The sequence below is a fragment of the Hymenobacter sp. J193 genome (assembly GCF_024700075.1).
Classification (GTDB): Bacteria; Bacteroidota; Bacteroidia; order Cytophagales; family Hymenobacteraceae; genus Hymenobacter.
The window spans coordinates 2764735-2785943 of sequence record NZ_JAJONE010000001.1 but is presented as its reverse complement, the minus strand read 5'-3'; the positions used below and the strand labels follow the sequence as shown (position 1 = coordinate 2785943).

The window sequence follows — 21209 nt, the reverse complement described above, 5'->3', positions numbered from 1 at the left end:
GCAAACCTGGAGCGCTAAACTTGTCAAAATCCTGTTTGTCGCATTGCCCTTACCGGCAGCTCGGCCGCCAGGAGCAAAAAAAACACCGTACAGCGCACGGTGCCTTTCTGAGCTATGAAAACAAACTTAGCTATCAGTCTATCCTTCCAGCCGGCGGCAGCTAGCAAAGAAGGGAGCCCCCGATAACAGGCGAAAGATAGGAAAATTCCGGCGTTTCGGAAGCTCACTATTCGCCAAATGTTGATAAATCCTCGGTGAATGAGTGTTTTTTACGGTACCTGCCTAGCAAAGGTTTGGCATTAATCAAATAAGATTTAGCCTGTTCATCAGCGCCGTCTTGTACGAATTTCCGATTGGAATGTACACAGCGCCTTTCGGACCGTCTACCTGCACCAATTCTCCCTCAATAGCCCGCAGGCAGTCGAGCCGGATAATATATTTCCGCTGAATCCGCGTAAAGTCCTTTGTGGGCAGTTTGGCTTCCATGTCTTTCATGGTGGTGCACACCGTCAAACGCTCGGAGCAGGTATAAATGTTCACGTAGTCGCCCAGCGCCTCAATGTAGCAGATATCGGCCATCCGCACCCGCATCAGCCGCTGCTCGTGCTTCACGAAGATTTCGTTGCGGCCACTGGCATACAGCGCCTGCGTTTCGTCGTTGGCCAGTTGCAGTAGGCCATGCATCTTTAGCTTTTCCTGCTCCAGCAGCAGTTTGGTCCGGCGCAGCTCCAGGTGGGTGGTTACCTGCCGCGCCAGCAGCAACAAAGCTTCACGCTGCTCGCTGGTAAGCGTACGAGGCTTGGTGTCGATGGCGCACAGCGCGCCCAGCGTGTAGCCCTCGGGATTTACCAGCGGAGCGCCGGCATAAAAACGGATATTGGGCTGATTTAAAACCAGCGGGTTGTTTTGAAAACGAGGGTCCAGCGTAGCGTCGGATACCTCCAGCAGGTCGTTAGGCTTCTGCACCACGTACCGGCAAAAGGAAACACTCAGCGGGGTTTCGGTCACGCCCTCCAGGCCCAGGTTGGCTTTAAACCACTGGCGCTCGGCATCCACCAGGGAAACCAGCGAAATAGGCGTATTGCAGATGATGGAAGCCAAGCGCGTGAGGTCGTTCAGCGCGTCATCGTCGGGCGCTGAGTCCAGCACCTGGTAGCTTTCCAATGCTTCCAATCGTTTCTGCTCTTCCGTGGGTAGCAGCAGGCGGGAACCCTCGGAAGTTGCGTTGACTGGCAAAGCGGATTTGGCTGGCATAGATAAACAGACAGGGTTGGAGCACGAAGACCGGTGCGGGCTTTTGAGTAAGAGGCTGTTACTAAACCAAGATGGGTATCATCTGGTTGCAGATACACTAAAATATAATCGATGGTGCCAATTAGGCCTTAGCGGGCCGCCCCCCAGCCGGGCCGGGCATGCTGCTTCCCAAAATAAAAAATTATGGGGTACCTTTACCAATCCCAAGCAGCGCCGCCGTGCGTATAAGGGACTTTCCACATCAAACGCGCCCTTTTGGGCTTTTTCTTATGGTGTTTGCTTCATTGTTTTTGGGTATCGGCGGCCTCGGTGGCACCGAGCTCCTGCTGATTGGGTTGGCTATTATTCTGTTGTTTGGGGCTAAGCGTATTCCGGAGCTGTTCCGTGGTATGGGCCAGGGCATCCGCGAGTTCAAGGATGCCTCCAAGGAAGAAAAGCCGGAGTTCCGGGACCGTCCCGTGAACCCCAACGACCCTAATCAGCCCCGTTACTAAGCTTTCCGGCCATGCATACTCCTCTGTTCCTCTTTCTGGGTGACCTTGGCGGTGGTGAGATTATGCTCATCATGGTGGTTATCCTGATTTTCTTCGGTGCCAACAAGATTCCCGAGTTGGCGCGCGGCCTGGGCAAAGGCATCCGCGAGTTCAAAGATGCCTCCCGCGAAATCCGGAGCGAGTTTGAAAACGCCGGCCAGCCTCAGCAGCAGCCGTACCAGCAGCAGTTTCAGCAACCCCAGTTTCCGCAGCCGCAGTACGCGGCCCCGGTAACGTCCGAAGCACCAACTGCCCCAGTAGTGCCCGTAGCCGAAACCCCGCTCGCGCCGCCCATGGATGGTGGTATTACCCCGCCCGTACAGCCCGCCGCTGAGCGCCCCCGCCTCGACCAAGTGAACTAAACCCTTTTCGTCTTGAGACGCTTCAACTCCCTCACGGAAGTTCGCCACGAGCTGACGGCAGGCACTACGACCTGCCGTCAGCTCGTGGAGTATTATCTGGATAACATCCAGCAGAAAAATGCCCGGCTCAATGCCTTCCTGGAAGTGTGGCCCGAAGAAGCCCGCGCCCAGGCCGAGGCCGTAGACGCCAAGCTGGCCGACGGTACGGCTGGTAAGCTGGCCGGTATGGTCATCGGCCTGAAGGACGTGCTGGCTTACAAGGGGCACGCGCTCCAGAGCAGCAGCCATATCCTCGACGGTTTCCGCTCGTTGTTCACGGCTTCGGCGGTGCAGCGTTTGCTGGATGAGGACGCCATCCTCATCGGCCGCCAGAACTGCGACGAGTTTGCCATGGGTGCTTCCAATGAAACGTCGTACTTCGGACCGGCCCGCAACGAAATCGATACGGACCGCGTGCCCGGGGGCTCCTCCGGCGGCTCGGCCGTGGCGGTGCAGGCGGATATGTGTCTGGCCTCCATCGGCTCCGACACGGGCGGCTCCGTGCGCCAGCCGGCGGCTTTCTGCGGGATTATCGGGTTTAAGCCTACGTACTCGCGCATTTCCCGCTACGGTCTGGTGGCCTATGCCTCCTCGTTCGACCAGATTGGCACGCTCACGCGCTCCGTGGACGATGCGGCCCTGCTGCTAGAGGTAATGGCCGGTCCCGACAACTTCGACAGTACGGCCAGCCAGCGCGAGGTGCCCGCCTACAGCCAGCAGCTGGAGCCCGCCCCGCACTACCGCATCGGCTACATTAAGGACTGCCTGGAGCGGCCGGGCCTGAATGCGGAAATCAAGCAGGCCACCGAAAACGCGCTGGAGCAGTTTCGCGCCCAGGGCCACGTGGTAGAAGCCGTGGATTTCCCCTACCTCGACTTTATTGTGCCCACGTACTACATTCTGACCACTGCCGAAGCCAGCTCCAACCTGAGCCGCTTCGACGGGGTGAAGTACGGCTACCGCGCCCCTGATGCTACCGATCTGGAGTCGCTCTACAAGAAAACCCGCGCCCAGGGCTTCGGACCCGAAGTGCAGCGCCGCATCCTGCTGGGAACCTTCGTGCTCAGCGCCAGCTACTACGACGCTTACTACACCAAGGCCCAGCGCGTACGGCGGCTTATAAAGGATACCACCGACGAGCTGTTGCGCCAGTATGACTTCCTGGTGCTGCCGGCTACGCCTACCACGGCTTTTCGCATCGGTGATGTAAACAAAGACACGCTGGCTATGTATCTTGCTGATATCTTTACCGTTCAGGCATCATTGGCGGGGGTTCCGGCCGTATCGGTGCCGAATGGTGAAGACAGCGCCGGCCTGCCCATTGGGCTGCAGATTCTGAGCGGAGCTTTCCGCGAAGAGCAGTTGCTGGCATTTGCCAAATCCGTCACGGAAACCGTCACGCCAACTGTGTCCTGATGAAAAAATCGTTGCGCACCCCTGCTCTACTGTTACTGCTGGCTTCTGCAGCCCGCCCCGCCCTGGCTCAAACCGAGCCCGGGCTACAGCCTGAACAGGTAAGTGCCAATGACACGCTTCTGGCCCGGCAACAGCTGCTCCGCGTCGATTCGCTGGTGGCCGAGCCGGCCTTTTCGCCTGACTCCGCCCGGCTGGTGTGGCTTCAGACCCCGCCCGAAATGCGCGACCTGGTAGCCGACCGGATTGGCTGCTACGAGTCGGAAATGCCGCTGGTGTTCAACAACACGGTTATGGCCTTCGTGAACTACTTCACGGTGCGCAACCGCAAGTACACGCAGCGGGTGCTGGAGCGGCAGAACCTGTATTTCCCGCTGTTCGAGAAATACCTGGCCAAGTACCGTCTGCCCCAGGACCTGAAATACCTGGCCGTGGTAGAGTCGGCTCTGCTGCCCCAGGCCCGCTCCCGCGTGGGCGCCCTGGGCTTGTGGCAGTTTATGGGCCCCACGGCCAACGACCTGCGCCTGCGCCGCGACGAGTTCATTGATGAGCGCATGAACCCGGAAAAATCGACGGAGGCCGCCTGCAAGTTCCTGCGCGACCTGCACCGTTATTTCGGCGACTGGGAGCTGGCCCTGGCAGCCTACAACTACGGCTCGGGCAACATCAACAAAGCCATCCGGCGGGCCGGCGGGCAGCGCAATTTCTGGGCTATTTACAAGTACCTGCCCAAGGAAACGCGCGACTACGTGCCCACGTTCACGGCCATTCTGTACACGCTCAACTACGCCAAGGAGCACAACTTGCACGATGCGTCCCTGAACTACCGCTACCCGGAGCCGATGGACACGCTGCTGATTTCGGGCCGGTCGCTGGATTTGTATAAGCTCTCGAAGTCGTTCGGGCTGGATTCTACGGCTTTGCTGAGCTACAACCCGGAGCTGCGCAAACACTATCTACCGGAGACGTTTCATAACTATCCGCTGCAGATTCCGGCCTGCATCCGCCCCGAGTTGGCTCTGCAGGACCGCACAGCCTTGCTGGATTTTTGCAAAGTGACGCTGCCGCCCCCGGCTCCGCTGGTGCCCGTCAGTCCACTTCTGCCCCCACCCGACTCAACCCAGACGGCCGTGGCTGCTGCCGCCCCGCCGGCACCTGAGAAGCCGCGCTACCGCCGGGCCCAGCATACCGTGCGCCGGGGTGAAACGGTGGCCAGCGTGGCCGCCCGCTACGATGTGGACCCCAGCCAGATCCGTCGCTGGAACAAACTGCGCCGCGGCCAGAACCTGACGCCCCGCCAGCAGATCTTCGTCTACGTGCCCGTAGCCGCTGAAGCAGCTCCTGCTGTAGCAGTGGCCCGGCCGGATGTACCCAAAAAACTACCGACGGTAGCTGCAGAAACCAAGCCTGCTGGAGCAACTGTTTCTGCCGTACCTGCTGAGCAGGTTGCCGTTGCGCCAGAAGCTGCGGAATCAGTTGCGGCTGCAGCCGAAGATACGAAGCCGGTTGTTGCCCGCGTTTCAGCGCCCGTAGCCGCGAAAAAGCCCGCGCCCAAGCCTACTCGTCAGCCGCGCCCGGCAGCTCCAGCGGCCGCTGAGCAAGCCGAGCCCCAGCCGGAGCTGCCACCTCAAGTGGCTTCTGGCTTATCTGACGACGACCGGCCCGCACTCACTGAGTACGTGGTGCGTAAAGGTGACTACCTCACCAAAATCGCCCGCGAGCAGAACCTGACGGTGGCTCAGCTCACGGCCTGGAACCAGCTAGGCTCCAACCAGGTAGTGCCCGGCCAGAAGCTCACGCTACGTGCCCCGGCTGATGCCCCCACCGTAGCAGAAGCACGCCCGGTAGCAGCCCAGGCCCTTACGAAGCGCCCAACTAAACCTGCATTGACTGCGCCCCGCGTGCATCTGGTGCAGCCCGGCGACACGTTGTACAATATCTCCCGCCGCTATCAGGGCGTGACAGTGGACCAGCTTCGTAAGCTCAACAACCTGACGTCCGACGAAGTAAAGCCGGGGCAGAAACTGATAGTGCAGGGCTAGTTTCAACGGCAATTCACACGATTATGGGAGGGCTACCTGCGTGGTCCTCCCATTTTCTTTGGAGAAATTTGTGGAAACAAAAAAAGACGACTGCCCAGGGAACTTTTTCCTGAAAAAAGGCACGAAGCTTGTAAAGCTCCTTTCCACACTCTTTTCTACCTGCTATGAAAACGACAACCCACTTCGTCCTGGCCGCTGCTCTCCTTCTGGGAGTGGCGGCTTGTGACTCCCACGAGAACGAGCCTGAACCCGAGGTGCACGCTCCTGTTGCCACCTTTACCATGGGCAGCAGCATTCACTATCCCGCCCCAAACGTCACCACGGCCATCAGCTACCCGTCGGGGTACGTTCAGCATCAGGCTATCCTGAATGATGAGCTGCTGTATGTGCACTTCGATGCCAAAGAAGGCCGGGACGCGGTAAACTTCACCGTAGAGCGCAGCCAGCTTAATGCCAGTATCGTTGGCACCTACTCGCTGAAGTCGATGCCGAATCCGGAGGCCGGGGCAGCTGAGGTACGGTACGTGTACTACCGGGAAAACAAGCCCGGCAACATTTCGGCCAGCATCTACGACAGCAACAATTCCGGCATGAGTGGGCAGCTGACCGTCACAGCCTACGATGCCAAGCGCCACCTGCTGAGTGGCAGCTATGAGTTGCGCATGAAAAACATTTCTGACCCAAATGATACTTCCTGGGACCCTACCGACAAAGAACGGTGTGACCTGACGTTGTGGGGCTCATTTACTGACCTGTCAATAGAATAATCCCGGCTTCATCTTTCAAGACAAGCGCCCCGGCCGTTCGCGGTTCGGGGCGCTTGTGCGTACGCTGCATGCCGCACAAACTTTGATTCCGGCGGTTTTCGCCCCAACTTGCCTGTTACCCCGCGGTGCGGGCACCACCTAGTACTGCACACCCATGCTCAAAATCAACAAGCAAGAGGCCCTCGATTATCACTCCCAGAGCCCGGCCGGCAAAATTGAAGTAGTACCCACCAAGCCCGTCAGCACACAGTTGGACCTAGCGCTGGCCTACTCCCCCGGGGTGGCGGAGCCCTGCAAGGAAATTGCGGCCGATAAAGACGCCGTGTACAAGTACACCGCCAAGGGCAATCTGGTGGCCGTTATCAGCAACGGTACGGCCGTGCTGGGCTTGGGCAACATCGGCCCCGAAGCCAGCAAGCCGGTAATGGAGGGCAAAGGCGTACTCTTCAAAAAATTTGCGGGCATCGACTGCTTTGATATTGAAATTGACGCAACTGACCCCGACGAGTTCATTCGCATTGTGAAGGCGCTGGAGCCCACCTTCGGCGGCATCAACCTCGAAGACATCAAGGCGCCGGAGTGCTTCCGCATCGAAACGGAGTTGCGCGAGAAGGTGAACATTCCGCTGATGCACGACGACCAGCACGGCACGGCCATTATTTCATCGGCGGCCTTGCTGAACGCGCTGGAAGTGGTGGGCAAGAAGATTGAGGAAGTAAAAGTTGTAGTGAGCGGTGCGGGAGCGGCGGCCATCAGCTGCCTGCGCCTGTACCTGGAGCTGGGCCTGCAGCTGGAAAACGTGGTGGTGTTCGACAAGGACGGCATCATTCACCCCGGCCGCACCGACCTAGCCCCGCTGCAGCTACGCTTTGCCACCACCCGCCCGATTACCACCCTGGCCGAAGCCATGGAAGGTGCCGACGTATTCCTGGGCCTCTCGGCGGCCAACGTGCTGCCGGCGGAGCTGCTGCTGAAGATGGCCGCCGACCCCATCGTATTTGCGCTGGCCAACCCCGACCCGGAAATTGCTTATGAGGTGGCTATGGCCACGCGCCCGGACATCATCATGGCTACTGGCCGCTCCGACCACCCCAACCAGGTGAATAACGTGCTGGGCTTCCCCTACATTTTTCGGGGGCGCTGGATGTGCGGGCCACGGGCATCAACGAAGCTATGAAGCTGGCTGCCGTGCGGGCCCTTTCCGACCTGGCCAAGGAGCCCGTGCCGGACATGGTGAACCGCGCCTACGGCGACAATACCCTGAGCTTTGGTCGTACGTATCTGATTCCCAAGCCCCTGGACCCACGTCTGATTACGGCTATTAGCCCGGCCGTAGCTAAAGCAGCTATGGACAGTGGCATTGCCCGCGTGCACATCACCGACTGGCTGGCCTACGAGGATGAGTTGCGCAGCCGCCTGGGCGTAAACCAGAAGCTGATGAACCGCATCACCAACGCGGCCAAGAGCAACCCCAAGCGCGTGGTATTTGCCGAGGGCGACACGTATAAAATCCTCAAAGCGGCGCAGATTCTCCAGGACGAAGGCATTGCCCAACCCATTCTGCTAGGCAACCACAACAAGATTGCGCGCCTGGCCGCCGAAAACAACCTGGACCTGGAAGGCTGCGAAATCATCGACATCCTGCACGAAGATGCCAAGCGGGAGCAGTTCGCGGAACTGCTCTACCAGAAGCGCCAGCGCCGGGGCATGACGCGCTACGAAGGCCGCCGCCTGTTGCGCGAGCGGAACTACTACGGGTCCATGATGCTGGAAACCGGCGAGGCCGACGCCTTTATTACGGGTCTGAGCAAGGACTACGGCAAGAGCATTGTGCCGTCGCTGCAGGCTATTGGCGTGGCTGAGGGCGTGAAGCGAGTTGCCTCCATGTACATCATCCAGCACAAGAAAGGCCCGTTCTTCTTCGCCGATACCACTGTGAACATTGACCCCACGGCCGAGGAAATGGTGGACATCATCGGCCTCACGGCCAACGCCGTGCGCTTTTTCGATACGGAGCCGCGGGTGGCCGTTATCAGCTACTCCAACTTCGGCTCCAACCCCGGCGCACTTCCCGACAAGGCCCGCCGCGCCACGGAACTGGCCAAGCAGTGCTACCCCGAGCTGATTCTGGATGGGGAAATGCAAGCCAACACCGCGCTGAACCCGGAGTTGCTGCAGGAGCAGTATCCCTTCTCGGAACTCGCCGACAAAGGCGGGGCCAACACGCTCATTTTCCCGAACGTTATCAGCGGCAACATTGCCTACAAGGTTATTCAGGAAATCGGCGGTGCGGAGGTAATCGGGCCGGTGCTGATGGGCATGCGCAAGCCGGTGCACATTCTGCAGCTGGGCGCCTCGGTGCGCGAAATCGTGAATATGGCTGCCATTGCGGTGGTCGACGCGCAAAAAGCGGGCGGCAAAGGGCTGTAAGTTTGGGTGGCGGGCTGCCGGCTTCCCGGTGGGCAGCCCGCCATTTACTTAGTGCTCAGGCCCGCTACAGTTTTTTAGCGGAAATCCTCAGTAGATTGGGATAGAAAACCGCCTGCGCACTGTTCAGCAAGACCTGAGTTCTTCCTCTTCCACCCAACGCGAAGCCCGGCTTCGTGCCATGTTTCTATGATTGCCTACATCGACGGTAAACTCGCCTACAAAGACCACGCACTAGCTATTCTCGACGTGCACGGCATTGGCTACGAAGTCCGGATTTCCCTGGCTACCTACTCCAAGCTGCCGGCCGAGGGCGAAAAAGCCAAGCTTTATACGTATCAGCATATCAAGGAAGACGGGCAGACGCTCTACGGCTTTCTGGACCCCAACGAAAAAGCCTTATTCATGCAGCTGATTTCGGTGTCGGGCATCGGTCCGGGCACGGGCATCGTGATGGTGTCGTCGATGTCGGTGGGCGAAATCCGCCAGGCCATTGTGCAGGAAGACGTGCGCGCTATCCAGAGCATCAAGGGCGTGGGGCCGAAAACGGCGCAGCGTGTGGTGCTGGAGCTCAAGGACAAGCTGCGTAAGGATGAGCTGCTGGCCAAAGCCGGCATCGACACCGTGCCGCTGGCCAAGGCACACAATACAAACCGCAGCGAAGCGTTAGCAGCGCTGGTAACGCTGGGCTTTGCGCGGGCTGCCGCCGAGAAAACCCTCGACCAGATTCAGAACCGCCACGGCAACGACCTGAGCGTGGAAGAATTAATTAAATTTGCTCTTAAGTCCCATTAGCTGAGCGGCCGGCGGCAAGCCGTACGCCTTCTACCGGGAAGCAAACCGCCTGTGCCATCCATATCTTTACTCATCAGCTTGCGGCTTGTGGCTTGCGGCTTGACGCTTACCCCGCTTGAATACCGGTAAGAAGACCTTCACTACTGTTTCTTTGGTCGTAGCGTCGTTGCTGGCGTGGTGGTCGCAGTCGGGCGCTACGGGCAGCCGTGCGTTCGGGCTGCAGTGGGCATCCTGGCGTAGTACGGCCGGAAGCCTGGCCTGGTTGCCTGATACCCCTCGCACTGCTCCCACCGACACTACCCGCTACCGGCCCAGCCGCCGCCCCAAAGTAGCGCCCGAAGACCGCGCCGGTAACCGCCTGAGTCCGCAGCGCCGCGAGTCGCCGCTGCTGCTGGATCTGCCGCCCAACGTAAACCTGAACGTGACCGTGGACGACAGCCTGCAGGGCGTGGACGTGTCGGAGCGCGTAGGTTCGGACATTGATTTCCGCGACCCTACCCGGATGTCGTTTGAGGAATACTCGCGCTGGCAGCAGGACCAGACGATCCGCAACTACTTCCGTAACCGGGCGGCCGGGGGCGTGGCCGGGGAAGCCGGTTCGCCCGCCGTAGCCCAGCGCCTGATTCCGAAGATTTACCTGGGACCGGCTGCCAACCGCATTTTCGGTGGCAACTACGTGGATATCCGGCCCAATGGGTCGGTGACGGTGCGGGCCGGGGCCAAGTTCAACCGCAACCGCAACCCTACGCTTACCCTGCGCCAGCAGAAAACCGGCGACTTCAACTTCGAGCAGAACATGAACCTGAACCTCACCGGCCAGATCGGGGAGAAGATGCGGGTGACGCTCAACTACGACACGAAGGCTGCCTTCGACTTTGAAAACAACATGAAGCTCGATTTCACGGGCTTCGATACGGACATTATCCGCAAGGTAGAGCTGGGCAACGTGAGTTTGCCGCTCAACAACTCCCTTATTCAGGGTGGGCAAAACCTGTTTGGGGCCAAAACTCAGCTGCAGTTCGGCAAGTTGTCCGTTACAGCTGTGGCCTCCACCCTGCGCGGCCAGGCCGACGAGGTGCGCATTTCCAACGGCGGCCAGAGCCGGCCTTTCGAAATAAAAGCCAGCCAGTACGAGAAGGACCGGCACTTCTTTCTGTCGCAGTTTTTCCGCGACCGGTACGACGCCTCCCTGCGCAACCTGCCCACGGTGCAGTCGGGCATCCAGATCCGCTACCTGGAGGTGTACGTGACCAACGACAACCGTACCACCGAGAACCTGCGCAACGTGGTAGCCCTGATGGACCTGGCCGAGCCCCGCGTAGTATTCCGCCGCGACCAGTTCCCCCCCACCGGCACCACGCGCACCCCGGCCGATAACGCCGCCAATCAGGAATACGAGTTGGTGAAAGGCAGCCGCGAAAACCTCGGGGTTGATGCGGCGCTGGCGGGCCGGGGCCTGGTGAAGAACGTGGACTTTGAGCACGTACGGGCCCGCAAGCTCGACCCGCGCGAATACACCTTCAACGAGCAGCTGGGCTACCTCTCGCTGAACACGCAGCTCCTGCCTGAGCAGGTGCTGGGGGTTTCCTACGAGTACACCTACAACGGCAAGTCGTACCGGGTAGGCGAAACGGCGGGCTCCTATTCCGCCGGCGTGCAGGAAGACCAAGTAATTTTCCTGAAGATGCTGAAAAGCACCAACCCGGCTCTGCAGTACCCCACCTGGGATTTGATGATGAAAAACATCTACTCCCTGAACGCCACCCAGCTCAACCGTGACCAGTTCCGCCTCGACATCATCTACAAAGACGACGCCACGGGCGTGGATTTGCTTTCCCTGAAGGAAGGACAGCAGACCGCCAACGTGCCGCTGGTGCAGGTGTTCAACCTCGACAATGCCAACGCCAACAACGACCGGCCCTCCGACGGCAACTTCGACTTTCTGCCGGGCATCACCATCGACCCGGAGCAGGGCCGCATCATCTTCCCGCAGGTGGAGCCGTTTGGCCGCTACCTGAAATCGAAGTTCGACACCGTGGCCGAGCGCGACTTGGTAGACAAGTACGTGTACCAGGAGCTCTACGACCAGGTGCAGAGCGACGCGCAACAGCGCCAGGAAAAGGACAAGTTCTTCCTCACGGGCCGCTACCAGGCTACGTCGTCCGACGAAATCAACCTGCCCGGCATTCGGGTGGCGGAGGGCTCGGTGCGGGTGTACGCCGGTAGTACGCTGCTCACGGAGGGCACCGACTACCAGGTGTTCTACGATCAGGCCAAGGTAAAAGTGCTGAACCCGGCCTACCTGAACGCGGCCAACGAGCTGCGCGTGACCTTTGAGAAGGACGCGCTGGTGCAGGTGCAGCCGCGCAGCCTGCTCGGTGCCCGCTTCGACTACCGCCTCAACGACGACATCAACTTTGGCGCGACGGTGCTGCACTTGCTGGAAAACCAGGCGCCCGGCATCAACCGCGTGAACATCGGCGATGAGCCTGGCAACAACACCATCTACGGCCTTGACGTGAACCTGCGCCGCGAGTCCCGCGCCCTCACGCGCTACCTCGACATGCTGCCGCTGATTTCGACCAAGGCCCCGTCCACGGTGGCGTTCAGCGGGGAGTTTGCCAAGCTGGTGCCCGGCAAAACCCAGCTGGGTCGGGGCGAAAACGGCGTATCCTACATCGACGACTTTGAAGCGGCCCGCACGCCCTACACGCTCACGGGCGGCGTCAGCTCACTCACGGCCTGGCGGATGGCGGCCACGCCTTTACCTATACTGGGCAACAGCAGCACCATCGACCTGGCCGCCAACTACCGCCGTGCCAAGCTGGCCTGGTACAGCGTAGACCAGAGCTACTACAACAACGGTTCCAGCCGGCCCAACAACATCACGGCCGACGACCTGCTGAACCATTACACCCGCGGCGTGCAGCGCAAGGAAATCTTCCCGAACCGCGACGTGGGCACCGTGGGCAACGGCTACGAATACCCCCTGGACCTGGCGTACTTCCCCACGGAGCGTGGCCCCTACAATTATAACCCGCAAACAGGCCCTGACGGCCGCACCTTGCCCGCCGGCACCGCTCCGGGCAACTTTGCAGGCATCAGCCGGGAAATCACCTTCGACACCGACTTCGACAACGCCAACATCGAGTACCTGGAGTTCTGGCTGATGGACCCGTTTCTGAAAGGCAAGAACGGCCAGGTGAACGACTCCCAGAACCAGCCCACCGAAAACACCACCGGCGGCGAGCTGTACCTGAACCTGGGTACCATTTCGGAGGATGCGCTGAAAGACGGCCGCTATGCGTTTGAGAACGGCCTTTCTGACGACCCCAGCGACCCCAACAAGGATACCGACAGAACCAAGTATGGCCGCGTCAGCCGCCAGCAGTTCCTGACCGATGCCTTCTCGACGGCCAACGGCGGCCGCGACCGGCAGGACGTGGGCCTCGATGGCCTGAACGATGACGAGGAAAAAGCCGAGCCCGAATTCGGGACGCTGGCCAGCGCCGACGACCCCTCGGCCGACAACTTTCGTCATCACCTGAGCGACTACTACAACTCCGATGGGCGCGACGTGAAGATCCTGGGCCGCTACAAGGAGTACAACGGCCTGCAGGGCAACTCGGCCGAGAACAGCCAGCAAAGCTCCACGCCCCTGCCCGACAAGGAAGACCTGAACCGCGACAACATCATCCAGGACACGGAGCGATACTACGAGTATAAGATTCCGCTCCGCCCCGGCGGGCTGGAAGTAGGCCAGAACTTCATTGTGGATAAGGTGAGCAACCGCATCAACAACGACGTGGTGACGTGGTACCAGTTTCGCATTCCGGTGCGCCAGCCCACGGCCGTGCGCGGCACCACCGACGGGCTTCCCTTCGGCTTCAAGAGCATCCGGTTTATGCGCCTGTACCTCACCCAGTGGCAGCAGCCTACGGTGCTACGCTTCGTGCAGATGCAGTTTGTGGCCAACCAGTGGCGCCGCTACCTGGGCACCGTGGCCGAGCCCGGCCGGCCCAATGTGAACACGGACACCGACGCCGACCTGTTCACCATTTCGACGGTGAGCGTGGAGGAAAACGGTATTTCCGGCACCGGCGGCAGCGACGCTATTCCCTACGTGGTGCCGCCCGGCATCAAGCGCGACCAGGAATACGGCTCCAGCACCGTGAACCGCCAGCAGAACGAGCAGAGCCTGCGCCTGTGCGTGGAAGGGCTGCGTGAAGGCTACGGCAAGGCGGCCTACAAAAACGTGAGCACCAACATGCTCCGCTACAAGCGCCTGCGCATGTTCCTGCACGCCCAAAGCGAAACCGGCACCCGCGACGACCAGGTGCGCGGCTTCATCCGCATCGGCACCGACTACACCCAGAACTACTACGAGTACTCGCTCCCGCTGAAGATAACCGCCCCGGGCAGCACCTCGGAAAACCAGATCTGGAACCCCCAGAACATTGTGGATGTGGCTTTCCAGGATTTCATCGATGCAAAGGTAGAGCGTAATAAAAATGGGGGGCAGGCACCTTACGTGAAGCAGCTGGCCGACGGACGCACCATTACGGTGGTGGGCAACCCCGACTTCTCGGCGGTGCAGGGCGTCATGATTGGCATCTTCAATCCCACCGATAACGGCAACGACCAGTCGGTGTGCATCTGGGCTGATGAGCTGCGCGTGTTTGACTTCGACCGTACCTCCGGCTGGGCAGCTACGGCCCGCTTCAACACCCAGCTGGCCGATCTGGCTAATATCACGGCTACCGGCTCCTTTACGTCCATCGGCTTCGGAGGCTTGCAGGACCGCGTGCAGCAACGCTCCCTCGACGACGTGGTGCGCGGCGACCTGAACGCCACCGTGGCCGTAGACAAGCTGCTGCCCGAGAAGCTGGGGCTGCGCATTCCGGTGCTGGTGCAGGCCGGCCACGAGTCCCGCTCGCCGCTGTACGACCCGCTCGACCCCGACGTGAAGCTTGAACAGTCGCTGCAGAAGTTTGAGTCGAACGAAGAGCGCGCCGACTACCGCAAGGAAGTTATCGACCAGACCAGCAGCCGTAGCATCAGTGTGCTGAACATGCGGAAGGAGCGCACCAACCCCGAGAAAAAGGTGCGGCCCTACGACATCGAGAACTTTGCCCTGAGCTACTCCCTCACCGAGCAGCTGCACACCGATATCCAGACCGACAAGGACTTCACCCGCATCTACAACGGGGCCCTGGCCTACACCTACCAGACCACGCCCAAGAACTACACCCCGCTGGCCAACCTGAAGGCGCTGGATTCGCCCTACCTCAAGTTTTTCAAGGAAATCAACTTCACGCCGCTGCCCAGCCGCTTTGCCTTCCGCGCCGACCTCGACCGGCGCTACAACGAGCGGTTTCTGCAACGGACGCTGGAACCCGGCCAGGTGCCCACGCCTGTGGCGCAGGGCGTTTTCCAGAAAAGCTTTTTCTTCAACCGCATCTATGACCTGAAGTGGGACCTGACCAAGAGTCTGGCCTTCGACTACACGGCCACCAACCGCGGTGTAATTGACGAAGGGCCCGGGGCCACGCTCGGCAACTCGCCCGAGGCAGAAAGCAACCGGGCGCTGATTCGGGAAAACATCAAGCGCGGCGGACGCACCACCAACTTCAACCAGGTAGTGGCGCTTACGTACCGTCTGCCCCTGGACAAGTTTCCGCTCACCGACTGGATTTCGGCCGATGCGCGCTATGCGGCCACCTACACCTGGCAGGCCGCTTCCACTGCCCTGGTTGACCCGCTGGACAGCCTCCGAACCCTGAACCTGGGCAACACGGTGCAGAACAACAGCGAGCTAAGCGCCAACGGCAAGATTGACCTGGTGAAGCTCTACAATAAGGTGCGTTTCCTCAACATTATCAACAACGCTCCGCCACCTGCCCGCCCCGCCAAGCCCGATGCCAAAACGCCGGGTCGCGGCGGCAGCCCTACGGCGCCCGTTGCCCCAGCCGATACCACAGCCAAGAAGCCCGAGCTGCGCTTTGTGAAAGCCGTGCTCCGCTCCCTGATGACGGCCCGCAGTCTTAACTTTACCTATACCCGCAGCGCGGGCACCCTGCTGCCGGGCTATCTGCCCCGCACCAAATTCTTTGGGCTCGACGGTGAGTTCAGCGCCCCGGGTGTGCCGTTCATCTTAGGCAAGCAGTACGAGTTGGATGACCTGTATGAGCGGGCCAGCTCGCGGGGCTGGTACACGCCACAGAGTCAGTACCTGAACACGCCACTCAGCAACCTCGAAACCACCGACCTGAATCTGCGCACCAGCCTGGAACCCATCCGCGACTTCAATATTCAGCTGGATGCGCGTCGCCAGACGGTGCGCAACAATGAGAGCTTCTACCGGCTGGCCATCGACGAAAACACCCAGCTACCCACCGGGGGGCTGGCCGCGCGGCTGCCCCTGGAAACAGGCTCCTTCTCGGCCTCCTTTATCTCAATTGGCACTTTGTTTGGCGATTTGAGCAAGGAAAGCACGGTTTCCAAAGCCTTCAATCAGTTCATCGAAAACCGGAAATTTGTGCGTGACAAACTGGTGGCCGCCACCGACGCCACCAACCCCAAATACAGCTACAACTCCCAGGACGTACTGATTCCGGCTTTCCTGGATGCGTACCGCGGCCGCTCGTCGGAAGGATACAAGGCCAAAGGGTTTGACCCCTTCTCCGTACTGCCGGTGCCCAACTGGACCGTCAACTACAACGGGCTGGGCGAGCTGCCTTTCGTGCAACGGTTCTTCCGCTCGGTTTCGCTTACGCACGCCTACTCATCGGTGTACAACGTGAGCAGCTTCAACAGCTCGTCGCTCTACCCCAGCAAACCCGAGGAATTCCCTACCGTGGTGCAGGACGGTTTGTACGTGCCCTACTACACGCTGGGTCAGGTCAGCATCATCGAGCGACTGTCGCCGCTGATCGGGCTGAACTTCCAGACGCTGGAGAAAGTGACGGGCCGCGCGGAGTATCGCACCGACCGCCAGATTTCCCTGAATATTTCGTCGGGGGCACAGGTTACAGAAGTACACACCCAGGAAATGGTGTTTGGCTTTGGCTACGTGACCAACCAGCTGAAGCTGCCCTTCCGCATCGGGGGTGAGCAGCGTATTCTGCGCAATGAGCTCACGGTCCGCCTCGACCTGTCCATCCGCGACAATACGACTACGCAACGCACTATTGTAGCCGACAGCACCAACTTGTTGGGCAACCCACGTGGGCTGGTCGTGAACGGCAACCGACAGGTGCAGCTGCGCCCCACTATCGACTATGTGCTCAATCAGCGCCTGAACCTGCAGTTTTACTTCACTCGGGTAATTTCGGAACCGCGCGGTACGGCCGGCTACCGCAACTCGGCCACTGAGGGAGGTGTGCAGCTACGCTACAGCCTGTCGCAGTAAGCAACCGTTGCGCAGGGCACGAAACGCCTTTCATCTGCCGGGATGAAAGGCGTTTTTCGTAGAGCTTTGTGTACTTTGACGGTAGCCAATCCAGGATTTAACCCGTACTTTTGAGCGCGGCCTCCGGTCGCTGTGTCAGAACCCTTACTTCAATTCCCCTTCTATGAATTTGCCGGCCACCCTTCAGTATACCAAAGAACACGAGTGGGTTCGTGTTGAAGGCGACGTTGCCTACGTAGGCATCACCGACCACGCCCAGCGGGAGCTTGGCGACATCGTGTACGTTGACATCGACACGCTTGACAAGGACGTTGCCCAGAACGACGTATTCGGTACGGTTGAGGCGGTTAAGACGGTTTCGGACCTGTTCAGCCCCATTTCCGGCACCGTACTCGAAATCAATGATAAGCTCGACAGCAGCCCCGAGCTGGTGAACTCCGACCCCTACGGTGACGGCTGGATGGTAAAAATTTCGATCAGCAACCCCGCCGAGCTGGAAGCCTTGCTCTCTGCCGAAGCTTACGGTGAGCTGGTAGGCGCTTAGTTTTTCCGAATGCCGCTGGTTCCGCCCACGCCACGCCGCCGCGCCTACGTTGCGCTGCCCGTAGCGTGGGCGGTTGTCATTCTGCTGCTCACGCTCACGCCCGCCGACCAGATGCCCCCGCAGCCCAGGTGGGAGCTGCTTTCGTTTGATACGGCCGCTCACGCCGCTGTTTTCTGGCTTTTGGCCGTGCTTAGCTATTTTTCCGCCCGAAGGCAGCAACGTTGGCCCTGGCTCCGTCAGCATGCATTCATTGTACTCCTGCTGGCGGGCATAGCCTTTGGGTTCCTTATCGAAGTGCTGCAAACCACTATGCACGTTGGCCGCTACGGCGAATGGACCGACGGCCTCTCCGACGCCATCGGCATGAGCATTGGCCTGCTGATGAGCAAAGCTGCCATGCGACGCCTTAATTAACTGGTTCGATGCATAGCGCCAACAGGCTCAGGATTATTCGTAGCTCTCCGGCGGTAATCGGTGCCCTAGTAACGCTGCTGGCGGCCCAACCTGCCCCGGCGCAGGATATGGACCGCGTACGACGTACGATATCGGTGCTTACGAGCCCGAAGCTGCACGGGCGCGGATACACCCATCACGGCGACCAGCGGGCTGCGGCATACATAGCTAAACGGTTTCGCCAGTTGGGACTTCAAGCCTGGCAGCCCGATTACCGGCAGCCATTCCCCCTTACCGTCAATACATTTTCGGAAGCGTTGAAAGTGTCCGTTGGGCGGCAAGCTCTGCAGCCTGGCATCGACTTCATCCCGCACCCGACATCTGGCTCCTTTCAGGGCGAGCTGGCGGTTGTGTATTTCGATACACTCGCCTTCACCCAGACCAGAATTCGGAATCAGTTCCTGCAACAGGACCTGCGGCAAAAAGCACTCGTATACGAGCAGCGGATTGAGGCGCGCCTCCGGCAGGAGCCCGAGTTTAAAGCAAAGCTGGCCGCAGTCAGCGCCAGTATTGCACTGACTGCGGCTAAGCTTACCGCTTCGGTAGCCGACAACCAGGCAACACAAGTGCGGCTGCTGGTACGGACTCAGGCCTGGCCAGCGCAGGCGCAGCACGTGCGGCTCGATGTTACGGCTCGCCTGCAGCAGGTGTACCAGACGCAGAATGTGCTGGGCTACGTACCCGGCACCGCCTTTCCTGACTCTTTCTTGGTAGTGACAGCGCATTACGACCATCTCGGTGAGTTAGGCGGGCGCGCGTATTTTCCCGGAGCCAACGACAATGCCAGCGGCACTGCCATGCTGTTGGAGCTAGCCGCGCACTTTGCCCAGCCGGCTAATCGGCTGCGCTACTCGGTAGCCTTCATAGCCTTCAGCGGAGAAGAAGCCGGCCTGCTGGGTTCCCAATACTTTGTGGCAAATCCTGCCATGCCCCTGTCTTCTATTCGCTTCCTGCTTAATCTGGACTTAGTGGGCACGGGGGAGGAGGGCATCACGGTGGTAAACGGCAAGGTGCACTCCCAGGAATATCAGTTGTTGCAGCAACTTAATACGTCGGGCGTAGGTGTAGGCTCTATTGCTGCCCGGGGACGGGCCGCGAATTCCGACCACTTCCCGTTTTCAGAACAAGGTGTACCAGCATTTTTCTGGTATACCCGCGGCGGCACGGCTGCTTATCACGATGTGCATGATAAGGCCGAAGCCCTACCGCTGACTGCTTTTCCGCGACTAGTTAACCTTGCCAGGCAATTCCTGCAGCGCCTCAGCCGGACTATATAACTATATAAACGCAGCAATTCCGGAACAAACCGATGAATATCGATCTGTTCCGGAATTGCTGTATTCTGACGACCTAGAGGCGAAAGGCTAAGATTAGCCGTTCGACTTGAAGGAGTTCATAATCTGCTTAGCCACCATTTCCCACTCCGGCTTCTGACGGTCGGCGCAGGTGAAGGTGCACATCAGCAGTTTGCCTTCCACGTCGGTGAAGAAAATCAGGTTGTATACTTCGTGACCGAGTTCGGGCTTCATCAGCTCCAGGTAACCAACCTGACGGCCGCTGATTTCCTTCATGCCTTTGCCAAACCAGCGGGCATTGGGAAACTGCTTGGTGTAGGTTTTGATGAAGTTGTCCGAGTACATCTGGATCATGTCCTGATCCGCGGTGTTGTCGGTGTAGGTGAAGGAGATGCTGGCCTGCTTGTTATTGGTGTAGATCAGGCTGGGACGGCTCTGCGCTTTGGCGTAGAGGAAGTCCATCTGCTGTTCACTCATCACCTCAAAGCCTTTGGGGATAAGAATTTCAACACGCTCGCTCAACACGCGCTTTTTGATGAGTTCTACCTCAGCAGCGGGGCGGGCAGCCATCAGCAGCAGCATCAGGCTCAAAACAGGAAGAAGTAAAGCTTTTTTCATGGTCGTAGGCTGAAAAAAGTGAGTAATCAAAAGGAATCCAGATTCCGACGTACGCCTTGGAGGCGCCTTCGGATATCTCAAGTTAAGAACAAAATCCGATGTTCCAAGTATTCTGACAGAAAAATATCATTATGCCGGAACAGTGATAAGCCAAAAGGAGGCTGGCAAGCTCATAAGGAAAAAGACTATTTCGCTTAACCGTTGCAAAGTTAATGGTTTAGACGAGACATGACATCAAAAAGTTCTAAAAATATTCAGCACCTTCTATTCTAATTATTACTGGATTAAATCCAACGTATATAGCCGCCACAGGTGCTGATTTTCAGCTAAAGGCCTACAAAATATTGTTGATCTGCTCCTTTATTTTTTCCAGTTCTTCCTTCATTTCAACGACTAAGTGCTGAATCGTTGGATCATTGGCCTTGGAGCCGATGGTGTTTATTTCGCGACCCATTTCCTGAGATATGAACGCTAATTTCTTGCCTACAGGCTCCGGCAAAAACACCGTTTCGTTGAAATAGTGCAAATGGCTGACCAACCGCACTTTTTCCTCGGCGATATCCAGCTTCTCTATATAATACAGAATCTCCTGCTCAAAGCGAGTGGGGTTGAAATGCTCACTGCCGGTTACTTCAGCCATATGGCTCTGGAGCCGCAGCCGCACCTGCTCAATACGGGTAGGGTCGTGCTTTTCTACGTCGGCCAGCAGAATGCGGATTTTGTCGATGTAGCCTAAAATTTCTGTAGTCAGCGTCTGACCCTCGTCACGGCGGAACTGGTTGGCGCGGTCAAGGGCTTCCTGTAGCAAGGGCAGCAGTTCCTCCCAAGGCACATCCTCTTCCTCCTCGGTAGCGGCTGATGCATCGGTGGGAATGCGCAGGGAACCGGGCAGGGCATGGGCCAGGGCAATAAGCTGCTCGGTTGAAAGCCCTAATTCCTGGTTGATTTCCGAAAGCTCCTGCCAGGCAGTGCGCAGCGCGTCTTTATTGACGATAGAACCCTGGGCACCCGTTGCACGCGGGCGCGAGAACTCAAAGTTGAGGTTGACTTTGCCCCGCACCAGCTGCTTGGCCACAAGGTTGCGGATTTCCAGCTCCCGGTCCTGCAGAAAGCGCGGCAGCCGCAGGCTCAGGTCCAGGGTTTTCGAGTTAAGGGACTTTATTTCGACCGAGGCAGAGTACCGTTCGGTGTCGCGCTGGGCGCTGCCGAAGCCGGTCATGGAATACAGCATAGAGAAAAGAATAGGGAGGTTTGAG

13 protein-coding genes and 1 pseudogene are annotated in these 21209 nt (G+C 59.1%); 11 read left to right on the top strand and 3 right to left on the bottom strand.

Features of this window, described 5'->3' with window-relative positions; genetic code table 11:
- Positions 1–303: 303 nt before the first annotated feature.
- Positions 304–1254, bottom strand: a complete 951-nt coding sequence (locus tag LRS06_RS12185) for a GAF domain-containing DNA-binding protein (protein WP_257871744.1) — start codon at positions 1252–1254, stop codon at positions 304–306.
- Positions 1255–1523: 269 nt separating this feature from the next.
- Between LRS06_RS12185 and LRS06_RS12180 the strand changes: the two genes are divergently transcribed.
- From LRS06_RS12180 to LRS06_RS12130, 11 genes and pseudogenes are all read left to right on the top strand, one after another.
- Positions 1524–1748 carry a twin-arginine translocase TatA/TatE family subunit gene (locus LRS06_RS12180; protein WP_257871743.1) on the top strand — a complete coding sequence of 75 codons (225 nt, stop codon included), beginning with the start codon at positions 1524–1526 and terminating at the stop codon, positions 1746–1748.
- A gap of 11 nt (positions 1749–1759) precedes the next feature.
- A complete protein-coding gene (locus LRS06_RS25390) occupies positions 1760–2149 on the top strand; it encodes a twin-arginine translocase TatA/TatE family subunit (RefSeq protein WP_308239901.1) in 390 nt (129 codons plus the stop codon).
- Between the two features lie 12 nt (positions 2150–2161).
- Positions 2162–3604, top strand: a complete 1443-nt coding sequence (gene gatA, locus LRS06_RS12170) for an Asp-tRNA(Asn)/Glu-tRNA(Gln) amidotransferase subunit GatA (protein WP_257871742.1) — start codon at positions 2162–2164, stop codon at positions 3602–3604.
- Positions 3604–5643, top strand: coding sequence for a LysM peptidoglycan-binding domain-containing protein (locus LRS06_RS12165; RefSeq protein ID WP_257871741.1), 2040 nt, complete (start codon positions 3604–3606; stop codon positions 5641–5643). Before gatA ends, LRS06_RS12165 begins: the two co-directional genes overlap by 1 nt.
- Before the next feature lie 164 nt (positions 5644–5807).
- On the top strand, positions 5808–6410 hold the full coding sequence (locus LRS06_RS12160; protein WP_257871740.1) for a hypothetical protein: 603 nt from the start codon (positions 5808–5810) through the stop codon (positions 6408–6410).
- 154 nt (positions 6411–6564) lie between these two features.
- Positions 6565–8840 (top strand): annotated as a pseudogene (locus LRS06_RS12155) (NADP-dependent malic enzyme).
- A gap of 186 nt (positions 8841–9026) precedes the next feature.
- Entirely contained in the window at positions 9027–9632 is a 606-nt protein-coding gene (gene ruvA / locus LRS06_RS12150) for a Holliday junction branch migration protein RuvA (protein WP_196954035.1), read from the top strand.
- Between the two features lie 115 nt (positions 9633–9747).
- Positions 9748–17043 carry a cell surface protein SprA gene (gene sprA / locus LRS06_RS12145; RefSeq protein WP_257871739.1) on the top strand — a complete coding sequence of 2432 codons (7296 nt, stop codon included), beginning with the start codon at positions 9748–9750 and terminating at the stop codon, positions 17041–17043.
- 163 nt (positions 17044–17206) lie between these two features.
- Positions 17207–17587 (top strand): glycine cleavage system protein GcvH, encoded by a 381-nt coding sequence (gene gcvH, locus LRS06_RS12140; RefSeq protein ID WP_257871738.1) that lies wholly within the window; start codon positions 17207–17209, stop codon positions 17585–17587.
- A gap of 9 nt (positions 17588–17596) precedes the next feature.
- Positions 17597–18001 (top strand): VanZ family protein, encoded by a 405-nt coding sequence (locus tag LRS06_RS12135; RefSeq protein ID WP_257871737.1) that lies wholly within the window; start codon positions 17597–17599, stop codon positions 17999–18001.
- 8 nt (positions 18002–18009) lie between these two features.
- The gene (locus LRS06_RS12130) at positions 18010–19317 is read left to right on the top strand and encodes a M28 family metallopeptidase (RefSeq protein ID WP_257871736.1); all 1308 of its coding nucleotides are present in this window, start codon (positions 18010–18012) and stop codon (positions 19315–19317) included.
- A gap of 93 nt (positions 19318–19410) precedes the next feature.
- Here the strand turns inward: LRS06_RS12130 and LRS06_RS12125 are convergent, their stop codons facing one another.
- Entirely contained in the window at positions 19411–19953 is a 543-nt protein-coding gene (locus tag LRS06_RS12125) for a hypothetical protein (RefSeq protein ID WP_196954039.1), read from the bottom strand.
- A 334-nt stretch (positions 19954–20287) separates the two neighbouring features.
- A complete protein-coding gene (locus LRS06_RS12120; protein WP_257871735.1) occupies positions 20288–21184 on the bottom strand; it encodes a YicC/YloC family endoribonuclease in 897 nt (298 codons plus the stop codon).
- Between the last annotated feature and the right edge of the window lie 25 nt (positions 21185–21209).

What these genes read in the sequence shown, in the direction of transcription:
- LRS06_RS12185 (WP_257871744.1), bottom strand. Translation starts at nt 1,254, where the DNA reads ATGCCAGCCAAATCCGCTTTGCCAGTCAACGCAACTTCCGAGGGTTCC.
- LRS06_RS12180 (WP_257871743.1), top strand. Translation starts at nt 1,524, where the DNA reads ATGGTGTTTGCTTCATTGTTTTTGGGTATCGGCGGCCTCGGTGGCACC.
- LRS06_RS25390 (WP_308239901.1), top strand. Translation starts at nt 1,760, where the DNA reads ATGCATACTCCTCTGTTCCTCTTTCTGGGTGACCTTGGCGGTGGTGAG.
- LRS06_RS12165 (WP_257871741.1), top strand. Translation starts at nt 3,604, where the DNA reads ATGAAAAAATCGTTGCGCACCCCTGCTCTACTGTTACTGCTGGCTTCT.
- LRS06_RS12160 (WP_257871740.1), top strand. Translation starts at nt 5,808, where the DNA reads ATGAAAACGACAACCCACTTCGTCCTGGCCGCTGCTCTCCTTCTGGGA.
- ruvA (WP_196954035.1), top strand. Translation starts at nt 9,027, where the DNA reads ATGATTGCCTACATCGACGGTAAACTCGCCTACAAAGACCACGCACTA.
- gcvH (WP_257871738.1), top strand. Translation starts at nt 17,207, where the DNA reads ATGAATTTGCCGGCCACCCTTCAGTATACCAAAGAACACGAGTGGGTT.
- LRS06_RS12135 (WP_257871737.1), top strand. Translation starts at nt 17,597, where the DNA reads ATGCCGCTGGTTCCGCCCACGCCACGCCGCCGCGCCTACGTTGCGCTG.
- LRS06_RS12130 (WP_257871736.1), top strand. Translation starts at nt 18,010, where the DNA reads ATGCATAGCGCCAACAGGCTCAGGATTATTCGTAGCTCTCCGGCGGTA.
- LRS06_RS12125 (WP_196954039.1), bottom strand. Translation starts at nt 19,953, where the DNA reads ATGAAAAAAGCTTTACTTCTTCCTGTTTTGAGCCTGATGCTGCTGCTG.
- LRS06_RS12120 (WP_257871735.1), bottom strand. Translation starts at nt 21,184, where the DNA reads ATGCTGTATTCCATGACCGGCTTCGGCAGCGCCCAGCGCGACACCGAA.